8 protein-coding genes are annotated in these 13456 nt (G+C 74.2%); all 8 read right to left on the bottom strand.

Going from position 1 to position 13456, the window contains the following annotated elements:
- Positions 1 to 2: 2 nt before the first annotated feature.
- The 8 genes from ACTWPP_RS11960 to ACTWPP_RS11925 all read right to left on the bottom strand — a co-directional run bounded on the left by ACTWPP_RS11960 (position 3) and on the right by ACTWPP_RS11925 (position 13391).
- A complete protein-coding gene (locus tag ACTWPP_RS11960) occupies positions 3 to 1718 on the bottom strand; it encodes a hypothetical protein (protein ID WP_443104261.1) in 1716 nt (571 codons plus the stop codon).
- Position 1719: 1 nt separating this feature from the next.
- Complete coding sequence (locus tag ACTWPP_RS11955; RefSeq protein WP_443104260.1) at positions 1720 to 3708, bottom strand: hypothetical protein; 1989 nt, start codon at positions 3706 to 3708, stop codon at positions 1720 to 1722.
- Between the two features lie 3 nt (positions 3709 to 3711).
- Positions 3712 to 4749 (bottom strand): protein kinase domain-containing protein, encoded by a 1038-nt coding sequence (locus tag ACTWPP_RS11950; protein WP_443104259.1) that lies wholly within the window; start codon positions 4747 to 4749, stop codon positions 3712 to 3714.
- Entirely contained in the window at positions 4746 to 6914 is a 2169-nt protein-coding gene (locus ACTWPP_RS11945) for a hypothetical protein (RefSeq protein WP_443104258.1), read from the bottom strand. The genes ACTWPP_RS11950 and ACTWPP_RS11945 overlap by 4 nt, the downstream gene beginning before the upstream one ends.
- Positions 6911 to 10057, bottom strand: a complete 3147-nt coding sequence (locus ACTWPP_RS11940) for a tubulin-like doman-containing protein (protein WP_443104257.1) — start codon at positions 10055 to 10057, stop codon at positions 6911 to 6913. Before ACTWPP_RS11940 ends, ACTWPP_RS11945 begins: the two co-directional genes overlap by 4 nt.
- A gap of 24 nt (positions 10058 to 10081) precedes the next feature.
- The gene (locus tag ACTWPP_RS11935; RefSeq protein ID WP_443104256.1) at positions 10082 to 11428 is read right to left on the bottom strand and encodes a choice-of-anchor X domain-containing protein; all 1347 of its coding nucleotides are present in this window, start codon (positions 11426 to 11428) and stop codon (positions 10082 to 10084) included.
- Positions 11416 to 11835, bottom strand: a complete 420-nt coding sequence (locus ACTWPP_RS11930) for a hypothetical protein (protein WP_443104255.1) — start codon at positions 11833 to 11835, stop codon at positions 11416 to 11418. The genes ACTWPP_RS11935 and ACTWPP_RS11930 overlap by 13 nt, the downstream gene beginning before the upstream one ends.
- Positions 11836 to 12161: 326 nt before the next feature.
- Positions 12162 to 13391 carry a tetratricopeptide repeat protein gene (locus ACTWPP_RS11925; protein ID WP_443104254.1) on the bottom strand — a complete coding sequence of 410 codons (1230 nt, stop codon included), beginning with the start codon at positions 13389 to 13391 and terminating at the stop codon, positions 12162 to 12164.
- Between the last annotated feature and the right edge of the window lie 65 nt (positions 13392 to 13456).

Genomic DNA, 13456 nt, shown 5'->3' with positions numbered 1-13456 from the left:
CGTCAGACCAGGAACAGGAACGCCATGACGGCGAGCAGCACCGGCGTCAGCCAGGCGAGCGCGCCGGCGACGTCGGCGGGCAGTTCGCGGGCGGGCAGCCGCAGCACCCAGAGCAGGGGAGACTCGCGGACGGGCACGGGGTGCGGGTCTCCGCCGCCGCCGAATGTGTCGGGCGGGCCCTGCGCGAGGGCGTACACGAGGCAGCGTTCCGCCAGCCAGTCGGCGCGGTCCGGTTCCAGCCGCGCCGCCAGGATGCCCAGCGCGTCGGCCATCACCGGCGGCAGCGTCCCGGTGTTGTGCCGCCTTCTCAGCTGGTCGTTCAGCTCCTCCTCGCCGATTCCGGCGGCGAACAGCGGATGCATCAGGTCGGCCATCCGCTCCGGGGCGTCGGGCAGGCCGTCCAGCCGGTCGACGAACCAGCCGTGGTGATCCATGATCTTCAGAACGGTGCAGAAGCCGGCCTCGTCCAGCCCGGCGCCCCTCGCGGTGCGCGCGGCGACCCAGTCCATGATCCGCAGAGATCCGGGCCGCTCCCTCGCCTCCATCAGCTCCCGGTAGAGCTGGACGAGGTGCCGGTCGCCGCGACGGGGCACGGGCGGGGCCGGCGGCTGGGCCGTCACCGGAGCCGCCGCCGGCGCGGGTGCCCGCTGTGGCCGGTCCGGCCGCGTGGCGGGCTCCTGGACCGGGCGGTGCAGGAGCCGCCGGCGGATCGAGGCGGATTCGGAGTCGATGGCCGTCGTTATCTCGGTGCTGCACACGACGGCCTCGATCCTCTCCTTCAGGCCGTGGCAGTTCCGCACTGCCTGCCGGACGAGCTTCGCGCAGTCATCGCCGTACAGCCGGTAGGCGGCGTCCAGGAGATCGGCGGCGGTGGAGAGGGTCCCCTGCTCGCCGATGGGATCGTCGGGACGGACCTCGCGGGGCGCGTCGTTGAGCGGCGGCCCGTCCAGCCCCCGCTCCCGGAACACGATCGCCGGTTCGTGCCGTCCGTCGCCCCCGCCCAACGGCGCCTCACAGGTGGAGAACGACGACCGCCAGCCGTCGGTGACACGGCCCCCGGGGTCGGTGAGCATCAGCTTGAGAACGCGGCGTGACGCCCACAGCAGCGCGAGCGCGCGGCTCTCCCGCAGCGGGCCGCGGATCTCGTCCCCGGACAGCACCAGCGTCACGGGCCGGGCGGGTTCGCCCAGCACGGCGGCGATCAGCGGGGCGAGACCCGGCACGCCCTGGGCCCGCCGCCGCAGCTCGTCCCCGGAGGTCGAGCGGTTGTGCAGGGAGGAGAAGCTCAGCGGGTTCAGCGGCGTCCCCCGGCCGACCTGGCCGGGGGGCTGCGCGAAGAGGTGGAGCGGGTCGGAGGCGGCGATCCGCATGGCGACCTCGGCGGTCAGCAGGTTCCTTGGGCCGATCAGCGCGCGCGCCACGAGATCCAGGCGGTCGGCTCCCGCACTGCGGGCCGGGGCGGAGTCGATGCGCAGGGCCTTCGAGTCGAGGCTGCGCAGGATGAGCGCCGCCCGGTCGTCCCTGAAAGTGAGGTAGACGGCGCTGGACGGTGCCTCGGCGGCGGCTGTCCGGCCGCGCCCCGAGATGCCCGCGTACGGCTTCAGCAGGGCGTTCCACCGTCGGAACTCCGCGTCGGAGCCGAACGACGACGCGATCCCGCCGAGGTCGTATTCGCGGTCCCAGCGGAACTCGATCTGGTCGATGGGTGCCTCGGTCATCTCAGATCCCCATGTCCTGGGCTTCGGCGGAGGTCAGCAGTCCGGTCATCGCCATCAGCGCGACGAGGGGGCGCAGGACGCGCAGCGGGCGGACGCCGCGTTCGACCGCGTCGGTCCCGGTCGCCGAGACGACGTGCAGGGTGGCCCGCTCGCATTCCTGGTAGGGGCGCGTCCACGCCTCGGCGTCGCGCTGGTGCAGGTAGGCGAACACGTCGGCGCTCTCGTTCAGCACCTCGGCGGGGTCCAGGTCGGCGGAGTCGCGGCTCAGCCAGTGCGCGACCGGATCGTCGAACTTGAACAGGTCGGCCTTGTTGAGGACGATCGCGGCGCTCACCTTCGGCAGCCGGCCCGAGGAGCGCAGCAGGCTGAGGACCGTGTTGAACGCCGGGTCGCCGAGACTGCCCGGGGCGAAGCGCTTCGGGTCCGCCACGAAGACCAGCCCGTCCGCGATGTCGAGGAACCGTTTGGCGTCGCCGACGTTGCTCAGCTCTCCGCCCGCCACGTCGAACAGCGCCACCGCGCGCGGTGCGCCGCCGCCCGAGATGACGAAGGCGTCCGCGAAGGCGACCTCGCCCTCGCGGGTGGGCGCCAGCCAGGTGGACTCGGTGAACAGCGGGCGGACCATGTCGCGCAGGAACGCCTGGTGCCGGTCCAGGTCCACCGGCTGCGCGGTGACCCCGTAGGCGCCCAGGGCGCCCCGTTCGATGGCGGCGACCATCGCGGCGGCCAGGTGCGTCTTCCCGGACGTGGTGCCGCCGATGAATCCGTAGACGGCCGGGGACCCGTACTGCCCGTATCCGGCGGGCAGGTAATGCGCGGTCGTCGTGTCGCCGGGGTTGGGGCAGCGCACCGACGCCGTCCGCATGATGCGTGCGCGCTGGTGCTCGTTGGCGTCCTTCGGGACGGCCAGCTCGACGTATTGGCCGAGGCCATGGTCGAAGGTGTGGAGGGGGAGCCCGCCCCAGTCGAGCCGTCCCAGGCAGATCGGGCAGGAGACCTGCTCGCCGGTGCCGGGCGCCGAACGCGCGGCGTTCGCCGAGGGAGCCGGGGAAGGCATGGACGCTCCGGGTTTCGCGGACGGTTCGGTCCTGGCGTGAGGCTCATCGGACTCGGACTCGGACTCGGACTCGGACTCGGACGCGCCTGCAGCCGGCCCGGCTGCCTCGATCAGCCTGGCGACGCGCCCGGCCATGGTCTCCAGTTCCGCCAGGCCGGTGGTTCCGCGCAGGTCCCGGAGGGCGTTGGTGCCGCCCTCCAGGTACATGCGGACGAGGGCCAGGGCCGCCGGGTGGGTCTCCGGTGCGGCGGTCAGGGGAGCCGCGTCCCGGCGGAAACGCAGGAACAGACCGGGCGGCGGGTCGGCGGGCCACGGCTGTTCGGCGAAGGTCTCGAAACCGGCCGTCCAGTCGGGCCAGTCGCTCTGGCCCGAGCCGAGCACGGTGCAGATGTCGTCGATCGCCCACAGCAACGCCATGGTGTCGCCGGCGGCGGGCGCCTCGATCGGGCCCGGGCCGGCCAGGACGTGGGACAGCAGGGCGGCGAGCCGCGGCCGCAGCCCCTCCGCCCGCGCCTGCGCGGTGAGGCTCGACCGGTGCGGGATCAGCGCGTTCGGGTTGACCATCGGGGCCCGGCCGGGCAGGTCGGCGGGCGCCCAGGTCCAGTCGCGCAGTTCCAGCGCCAGCCGGGGCGTGAGGACCCCTGCGGAGCCGAACAGCAGGTGCGCGGCGGCGCTGCGGACGGCGCCGGGCCGGCTGCGCCTGATCAGCACCGCCTCGCCGCCGAACGCGGCGTAGAAGAAGCCGGACTCGGGCCTGCCGCCGTCGCCCGCGCGCAGCCACGGCTTCACCCGCTCGTGCCAGCGGCGCAGCTCGCCGGTGGACGAGGGGTCCAGCGAGCTCGCCACCGGCAGGAGGTCGGCCTCGGCCGTCTCGCCGAACCGGCCCGTCCTCCCCCAGTGGTACAGCGTCTGGTGCAGCAGCGATGTGGACATCGGTCACCGCCCCAGGACGAGGGAGACGGCAACGACGATCAGCACGGCGACCCCGGCCCAGAGCATCCAGGACTTGTCGCTCACCGCGGTGTCGTCCGGCGGCCGCTCCGCCGGACGGGTGACCGGGGCCTCGGGTTCGGGGCTCCGCGCCGTGTGCGGGTGCTTGCGCTGCCGCTGGGCGAAGAACTCGGCGCGGCCGCGGGCGAAGGACGGGTCGGTGGCGAGCGGGCGGGGCGGCGGATCGGCCTCGCCCAGCCGGCGCAGCAGCGTCTGCGCGTCCGGGCGGCGTTCCGGCCGTTCGATGACGTCGGCCAGCAGCGTCTCCAGCTCGGGCCGGTCGGCGAGCTTGGCCCGGTCGTCGAGTTCCTCGCCGGTCAGCACGTAGAAGATCAGCCGTCCGGCCGCCCAGATGTCGTCGTTCGGGCCGACGTCGCCGCGCCGCCAGCCGGGCGGCGTCTCCGGCCGCTGCTCGGGCGCCTGCCACGGCATGGTCCCGGCGACGGTGCGCGGCGCCCCGATCAGCGCGGCCTGGGAGAAGTCGGTGATCTGCACGTCGTCGCCGTCCCACCGGACGGTGCCGGGGCCGATGCCGCGGTGCGCGACACCGGCGGCGTTCAGCAGCCGCACCGCGCGCAGCAGGCCCACCTGGAAGCGGCGCCGCTGCTCGGTCGGCAGGGTCCCGGCGAGGGACTCGACCTCGATGCCCCGCAGCGGCTCCAGCAGCGCGAACGGTTCCGCGACGTCGGCGTCGTATCCGACCAGGCGCGACACCGTCCGCGGGTAGGGCCGGCCGTCGCAGAGACGGGCCAGCCGCAGGCCGGCGAGGATCTCGCCGTCGAGCTGCCGGCAGCCCGCCGCGAGCCCGCCGGGGCCCCGGCCGACCGGCCGGACGCACCGGACGGCGACCGTCCGGTCGGGCAGCTCCAGGTGCAGGCGAACGGCCTCCAGCGGCGGCCGCAGCGGCGGCTCGGCCTCGTCGGCCTCCACGGTCTTCGCGTCGATCGACGCGCCGTGGACGTCGTAGTAGCGCAGCCTGTTCACGCCATGCCTCCGTCCAGAAACGCGCCGTGCTCGCCGCTCTCGTCCTCGGTCCACGTCCACTCCACGACCTGGGCGTGCAGGGGGACGAGGCGGAGCACGCCGCAGTGCGCCGACGACGACACGAGCACGGTGCCGGGCGGGTATCCGGCGCCGTCGCCGGCGGGTCTCGGCCCGAACCGGACGGTGCGCGGCTCCGGCGCGGCGTCCAGCAGGCCGAGGTCTCCCGGCGCGCACAGCTGCCACATCTCCCCGGCCGGGTCGTAGGAGACCTGTTCGGTGAGGTGCGGGAGGTCCTCTCCGCCGATGAGGGTCGCAGGGCGGGCGTCGGTGACGAACGGCAGCGTGTCGACCGCCAGGCCCTGCTCGACCGCGCTCTCCCAGGCGTCGATGAGCCGGCCCGTCTCCTTCCGCGCGAGCCGGGCGGACTCGCCGTCGAGCGCGCCGTGCTGTGCGGGCCTCACCGCCGCGAGGACCAGGTCGCCGAGCCAGAACCGGACGGCCTCGCCGTAGAGCGCCGTGGACCGGGACGGCTGCGGCAAAACCTCCTTGTCGAGTTCCCGTGAGCGCGCCTCCAGTTCCTCCCGCACGCCCTTCAGTCCCTGCCGCAGCAGGTTCAGCTCGTCGATGGTGTCGAGCCGCCGGTTGAGACCGGACCAGCCGGTGACCGCCTGGCCGAGGAGGTGATGCATGTCCTGGAGGGCCCGCTCGGCGATGTCGAGTTCGGTGGCGTACACCCACCGCAGGGCACGCGCCCGCCAGGAGCGCGCGATGGTGATCAGCGCGGCGGCGACGGCGGTGAAGACCGCGGCGGCCCAGCCCGCGGCGGGCAGCCCGGCGTCGCCGCCGAGGCCGCCCGCGATCGCGCCGGCGAGCGCGCCGAGCGCGTTGAACGCCAGCGAGCGGGAGTGGTCATCGATCCGGCCGCCGGGGCCGCGGATCACGGTCAGCACGACCAGCGCCGTCCACAGCAGCGCCATCACCAGCCCGCCGGCGACGCCGAGCGGGGACAGGCCCGCCAGCGCGGCGCAGATCGCGCCGGGGACCGGAAGCCAGTTCTGCGGCGGCGGCATCGGCGGCGGGTTCCGCAGCCGGTGCAGCAGCGAGTTGGAGCAGACCTGGCCGAGGCGGCGGCCGTGCGCGCCGCGCCGTTCCAGGGTCCCCGCCCAGTCCCGCAGGTCCTGGTCGAGCCGGGTCAGCGACGTGCCCCGGGTGATGCCGCCGCGCAGCCTGGCGCGCAGCGTCTCGCGGAACGGCTCGGCCTCGAACGGCTCCGGTGCCGGCGGCTGGACGCCCCGGGCGGCGATCGCGGCCCGCCGCTCCTCGGTGATGCGGTCGTCGGCGGGCACCGCCTGGAACAGCTCGCCGAGTCGTCCTCGCAGTTCGGCGAGGCGTTCACCGGCGGCCTCGACGGGCGCGGCGGCGGGCAGTTCCCGGATCAGCGCCCCGATGCCGGGCAGCTCGGCGGCGTCCTCCTGGGCCTCGTCGACGGCCCGCGCGGCGTCGTCGAAGGCGTGCTGCAGGGCGCCGTCGCCCCTGAGCCGCAGCGGTGCCCGCGCGGCGGGGCGCTCGTCGTCGTGCGGCACGGCCGGCGGGGAGGCGGGGTCGAGCATCCGGCGGATCGCCGTCCGCAGCGCCTGGAGGAAGTCCTCCTGCCCGGTGCCCGCGGCCCCGGCGATGTGCAGGCCGGGCACGGCCGCGCCGAACGGCACCTCGCCGAGCAGCCGGCAGGTGCGCTCGAACACGCCGGGCTGCCGCAGCAGGTCCGACAGCCGGCCGAGGCCGTCGCCGTCCCGGCCGTCGCGGCGGCGGGCGCGGGCGGCGGCGCGCAGCGGCCAGTCCACGCCGGTCTCCTCGATCACCCACAGGGTCCGGCGCTGGAGGTTGCCGGGCAGCCGCAGCCCGCGGTTCCCGCGGGCGTTTCCGCGGTCGCCGCCGCCGTCCGGGCCGCCGGTCTGCCGGCCCAGCACCAGGCACAGCAGCTGCGTCACCTGCCGGGACCCGTCCAGCGCCTCGAACGCGGCCCGGTGCCGGACGACGGCCGCGGCGGTGTCCTCGACGAGGAGCATCCCGAGGTCCTGCGGCGTGTGCAGCAGCTCCGCCACACGGAGGACGGCCTCGTCGGCGTCGCAGCCCTTGAGGTCCAGCCGGACCACCCGGGAGCTCACCGGTCCTCCCCCATGTTCTGCAGGGCCGGTCCTTCCAGGGCGCGCAGGTTGGCGCGCACGGCGGACACGTCGGTGAACTCGGCGTCCAGGGCGGCCGGGTAGGTGCGCGCCCAGAAGTCGCGCAGCTGTTTCGCGCGGGCCCGGCTGGACGAGTGCAGCTCGCCGAGCATGCCGTCGATCCGGCGGATCTGCGCCTCGGCCATGTCCCGCAGCACCACGTACAGGTCCCCGGGCGGTTTCGGCATGCTGCCGACCCCGTCGGGGGCCTCCTGCATGAGCTGGGCGCAGAAGTCGCGGCGGATGCCCGCGTTGTCGGCGAACGTCCACAGCTCGTACGCCTGCAGGAGGCTTCCCCAGGACGACGCGTGCTCCAGCGGCGTCAGCTCCAGCGTCATCGACACGCCCCCGGCCAGCCCGACCGACACGCTGATCGGCGAGGCGGGGTCGCCGTCCACGGTGACCTTGTCGTTCCACATCGCGCACAGCAGCCGGTGCAGGATCTGCACGCGGTGCTCCTCGTTGGTGGCGAGGTAGCCGAAGTCGTAGCCGAGCCGCTGCCGCCACCGGAGGTAGTCCTGCCGCTGCGGCCGGTCGACGGCGTCGGCCCAGGTGCGCAGGACGTCGCGGACCTCGCGGACGTCGGTGATGCCCATGGACGAGCGGAACAGCACGACCGCGATCGACTCGGCGGTGGTGTGGGTGAAGTCGTAGACGAGGTCCGGCCCGGCGGGCAGGTTGATCGCCTCGCGCAGGTAGGACTCGATGCCCGGGTCGTCCGCCCCGGCCGGGTAGGACACCAGCACCTTCAGCCGTCCGGTGCCCTGGGGGCTGTAGTTCGCGGGGACCAGCCCGGCGAGCTTGCTGCGGAACTCCTCCAGCTCCGCCTCGCTGAGTTCGGCGGGCGCCTGCCCGGCGGCCTGCGCGACAAGGTCGTGCAGCGTCGGCAGCAGCGGCGTCCGGCCCTGCCCGGCCATCCGGAAGTAGGTCTTGACCTCGGCCTTCACCCGCTCGCGGAGCTCGGCCACGGCCGCCTCCGGGTTGGCCTCCCACGCCGTCCGGTACGCCTCCCGCCAGCCGTCGCCGCCGATCAGCAGGGTGAGCAGGTCCGCGCCGGTGGCGCTCGGCTGGAGCTGCCCCTTGCCGACGAGGTCGTCGGTCATCCGGCGGACGACGCGGGTGTGGAACTGCTCCAGGTCGCCGCCGGGCGGCAGCAGGTACGACACCCCCACGCGGGACTTGGACAGGTCGGCGGCCCGGTCGCGGAACCGGTCGCGGTCCTGCGCGGCGTGCTCGACCAGCGCCCGCGTCATCGCGCGCAGCACCGTCTCGACCTGGTCGAGGGGCTTGCGCCAGCGCGGCGCGAGCTGCGACCACGGCTCGGTCCACGCGACGTTGGTCCGCCACCGGTACCACTGGTCCTGGCGCTGCCGGGCCTCCACCGGCTCCGGGTCCGCCCACTTCACCTTGACCATGCCGAGGGACCGGTCCCGCAGCGTCGGCAGCGGCGGCGGGTTCGGGCCGAGGCCCTCGGGCGCGGCCGGCTCGACCTGGCGGCGCTGCATCACCCCCACCGCGCCGCCGCGCTCCACCTCGTCACCGGCGTCGGGGTTGCCGAACAGCGCCCGCGTCAGCCGGAACGGGTCGACCTTGCCGAGCATGCGGGGGACGGCGTCGCGCGGGTCGAACGCGCTGACCCGGTCGGGGACCTCGCGGTCGAGCCTGCCGCGCAGCCGGGTCAGCGCCACCCGCATCGCCTCGGCGCGGTCGTTGAGCGCCGTGGTGACGTCCTTGGCGCCGGTGGCGGGCTCGGGTTCGGCGTGGTCCTGCGCCGGCCTAGTGAAGATCTCGGAGATGTTGGCGACCGTGAAGAACTCCTGCATCAGCGACCGGTTGGACTCCACCCCCGGCAGCGGGCCGCGCAGGTCGTCCACCCCGGCGCGCAGCAGCCGCCCGGCGACCAGGTCGGCCAGCTCGTCCACCGGCACGGTCAGCGACGCCACCAGCGCGGTCGACACCCCGCGGTCGCCGATGCCGTTCTCGGCCGGGATCTGCCGGTCGACGCTGGCGTTGATGAAACTGTCGGCGAACGACTGGTGCTGCTCCCCGTCCGCCGCGGCCCGCTGGTCCAGCTCGGTGCCGAGCAGCGACAGCATCAGCGACACCACGGAGCGGCGCAGGTCACCGGGCTCGGCGCCCACCGGGCGGCAGAACAGGAAGCCGGTCTGCGCCGTGCCGGGGCGCAGCGCGATCCGCCCGTCCACCGGGTAGTGCACGGCGACCTCGTCGGGGTCGACGGCGGCGCGGGCGGTGTGCCCGCGCAGGTCCCGCAGCGCGCCGCCGCCGTTCTGCTGGTCGACGAGGCGGAACAGGTCCAGCAGCGCCCGTCCCGCGTTGAGCTGGGCGGGGCGGCCGCCGCCGAGGCCGTCGACGAACGCCGACGGCATCAGCACCAGCGGGTAGATCTTGGGCCGCAGGTCGGTGCGGGCGAACAGCTCCCCGATCAGGTGCAGGTAGTCGTAGAAGATGCCGGCGCCGGTGCCGCCCGCCACGGAGAACGCGACGAACACGTCCACCGCCTTCTTGTTGCCGGCCTTGCCGCCGAGCTTGTACAGGTCGGTGGCGGCCTGGGGGCCCGACAGGCCGCCGATCGCGGCGTTCAGGTCGGCGGTGGCGTGGCCGATGCCGCTGCGGAACGTCTCGAACAGCGCGGCCCGGCCGATGGTCGGCAGCTGGCCCGCGCCGCGCTGCAGCGGCGTCACCCGCGGCTCGCCCTGCTCGGGCGGCAGCCACGGCGCGACCTCCCGCGCGGCGGTCAGCCGCAGGTTCCGCGCCACCTCCGGGTAGGTGTCCACCTGCGGAACCAGGCCGCGGACGTAATGCGCGGTCCGCTGGACGGCGGGCCCGTGCTGCGCCCCCGGGACGACACCAGACTGCAGCCGGTCGAGGTCGGCCTGGTTGACGTCGGCGTAGACGAACTGCATGCAGTCGGGCAGCTGGTAGGGCAGCGCGTCCTCGCGGAGGCGCTGGAACGCGGTGCCGTCGGGGCCGCAGAACTCCTCGCGGAGCCGGCGCTCCAGCTCCGCCCCGATCAGGCAGCCGGTGCCGCCGAGCCCCACGAACAGGACTGGCTGGTAAAGCTTCATGGGGTCTTCTTTCTTGACCGGCCGTTACAGCCAGGGGTCGTCGTAGGTCTGCGATGCGGGGGCGGCGGAGGGCTCCGGCTGCCCGGGTCCGGGGCGGGAACCGTTCTGGCTCGCGCCTGCCGCGTCCGTGCCGGTTCGTGCCGTGGTCGCTCGTCGCGGCGTGCGGCCGGACCGGAGGGACCGGCGCACGCGTGTGTCGGTGAAGGCCAGCGTCAGGCCGGTCTCCTCGAACGGCTCGCCCTCCCCGCCGATCGCGATCTCGTGGCGCGGGCCGTCCGGAAGCTGCACGACGACCTTTCCCGGAGCGCCGCGGCGGGCGCGGACGGGCCGGTCACCGGAGCGCGGGTAGTCCAGGCCGGGGTCGCCGCCGCCCGAGGCGTCGTGGACGACGAACCTGAACTCGTCCGCCCACTTCCCGGGGGCCTTGAGGACGGCGAGTTCCGCACCGTCCCGCCGCAGGGACGCCCGCAGGCCCCGCACGTCTCTCCGGGCGCGGCGGGCGCGGCGGCGCAGGTAGAGCAGCAGGGCCAGCAGGAGGATCAGCAGCACCGCGCCCGCGATCTCGTGGCGGTGCTCCTCGAACCAGCCGGGCGGGTTCTCCACCGTGACGGTGAGCTGCCCGTTCGCGTAGACCTTCGACGGGTCGGCGGCGTCGGCGACCTTGACGGTCAGCGACGTGCCGCCGAGGCCCGCGTCGGCCGGGAACTCCACGGTGAACGGGCGGGTCGTGGTGCCCTGCCCGATCGCCAGGCCGGTGTCGCCGGTGAGGGCCGCGCGGGCCCGTCCGGACCCCTCCAGCACCAGCCGGCCCCGCACCGGGGCACCGGCGTTCTCCATCGTCACCGTGCCGCGCACCTCGGTGCCGGGGTGCACGACCGGGTCGGACGAGAACGCGACGCGGCCCTGCAGGGCGGGCGCCTGCGCGCTGATCGCCACGGTCACGGGGACCCTCTCGGCGCGGACGCCGTAGCCGCTGACGACCCCGGTGAAGGTGACGTCGCCGGGCCGCGGCGGGGCCGTGAACGTGCCGGCGTACCGGCCGTCGCCCGCCCGGTCGTCGGGGTCCTTGCCGTCGTCTCGGATGACGATGCTCTCCGGCGCCTCCAGCGGCGGCCCGGTGGCCTGGACGGTGAAGGTCAGCCCCGAGAGCGCCTTCGCGTCCGTGATCGCGCCCCGGCGGGTGACGAGGGACAGCCGCACGGTGAGGGGCCGGCCGGTCCGGGCGCTCGGCGGCTCGACCACCAGGGACGAGCTGACCGCGCCCTGCCAGATCGCGGTCGCGCTGACCAGCTGCTTCGACAGCCTGTCGGGAGCGGTGAGCCGGATCGTCCACTCGCCGTTCAGCGGGTTGACGACGCTCAGCGTCTCCACGGCCGCGTTCTCGCCGGCCCGTTTGAACTCGCTGTCGCCGGCCTTCCCTCGCCGTCGGCGCGGCGGTGCAGTTTCCGGACGCACGAGGCCAGCGCGTCCTTTTTCACGGAACTGTCCAGAACAGTGGGGGGACACGCCTCAGTTATTGCGTTCTGTCCCGGTTTGTTCTGGCTGCCGAAACCGTGGACCGAAACCCGGCTGCGGGGATTCAGGCCGCCGAGCGCGATCGTGGTGGCGGCCTCGATCTCCTCGTGGACGTCGGCGTCCGACAGGCTGCCCGACTCGTCGACCAGGATGGACACGTCCATCAGCGTCGGCTCCGGCGCACCGGCCGCGGTGCTCACGGCGGTACTCGCGGCGGCGTTCGCTGCGCTGTTCGCGGCGGCGCTCGCGGCGAGCGGCCACATTTGGACGGCCAGGATCGCCGCCCCCACGGCGATCCGGCCCCTTGGGCACGCGAAAGCGCGGCCCGCTCTTCGCATCATTCTCCAGAGCCCCTGTGCAATGGTGACTTAACCACCCCGTACGACCCAACTTTCCCGAGGATGACTGAAGCATGACATAGGAGTCGGCATCAGTTATCCGACTGTTACGAATTCCACCCTGACCGCCGTTTTGATCAAGAGATTCGATCGTGCCCGAATTGCTCCATTTGCGGGCGCGCTCGACCCGTTCGGCGGCTTTGTTTACCTCACCAATGTAGAATCTCGAACTAGAATTTGTTTTTAGAGAATTATTCGGCCACGCCGGCCCCGTCGTCCTCCCCGTCATCGATGACGGGCAGGGCGGACAGCTCGCGCAGAAGACCGTCCAGCAGCCGGTCCGCCACCGCGGGCTCGACCCCGCGCGGCTCCCCCCTGACCAGCCGCAGCCCCTCCACCAGATAGTTCTGCGCCGTCGCCGCCCGCCCGGCCCGCCGCTCCAGCCGTCCCAGCTCCAGATACGCCTCGACCGACGAGGGACGGTGCTCCAGCAGGAACGTCCACGTCTGCCGCGCCTCCTGCACCGCCCCGAGCGCGGCGTGGCAGCGGCCGAGCCGCAGCAGCGCCCGCGGCCCGGGCGGCGACACCGGATCGCCGCGCAGGCCGAGCAGCTCCTCCAGGTCGAGCGCGGCGCGCTCGTACTCGCCCAGCCGCATCAGCGCCTCCGCGCGCACGTCCAGCAGCGCCGCCCACGCCTCCCGGTCGTCCGGCGGCACCTCGTCCAGCAGGCGCATCGCCTCCTCCGCCCGCCCCTGTTCGAGCAGCGCCCACGCGTCCGGGAAGCGGCGGGGCGGTTCGGCGTCCGCCCCGCCGCGCCGACCGGTGTCCGCCCCGATGCCCCGCTCGGTGTCCGGTCCGCCGTCCGGCGCCCCCGTGGAGCCTGACGACGTTGGGACGGGACCGCCGGTGCGGTCGGAGACATAGAGCCAGGCGTCCATGGAGAACCCCTTGCCGGCGACCGTGCTGCGCACCCGCCAGAAGTCCTCCGCGCGCAGCGACCGGAACCCGTTGCGGATCACGTCCTGGAACAGGTGGTCGGAGACGATCACCGCGAGCTGCGCCCGGGGGAAGTCCTCCAGCGCGGCCTTGACCGGCGGGCTGTCCAGCAGCCGGAAACAGTCGATCACCGCGGTGCCGTTGAACCCGGCCGGGCCGGGCGTGACGAGCCCGCTGGTCAGCGCGAGCCGCAGCCGGATCCGCGCCGCCTCCGCCAGCAGCCGGTTCTCCTGGCGGAGCGCCACCTCCAGCTCCGCGACCAGCGCCGGGATGACCGCGCTCTCGTCGATGTCGCTCGGCGGCATGATGAGCACGCCGTCGCCGCTGCTCTGCACGATCCGCTCCGGCAGCCCCGCCTCCCGGCAGGCCGCCAGCGCCACGCTGACCAGCGCCTGCTGGGCGCGGATCTGCTCGGGAACGAGCCGCCTGCTCCACCCCTTGATGTCCAACCCCGCGCACAGCGAACGACGTGACCGGGCCCCCATGCCTCCCCCTTCTCAGGCTTCGGCACGAAGTCTCACGGTCCCGCGAGCGTCACAACCCGCACCAG

Source organism: Actinomadura sp. 3N407 (assembly GCF_052245875.1).
Classification (GTDB): Bacteria; Actinomycetota; Actinomycetes; order Streptosporangiales; family Streptosporangiaceae; genus Spirillospora.
Note: the sequence above shows the minus strand (reverse complement) of the source record. Positions and strands in the feature narration are given on the sequence as shown.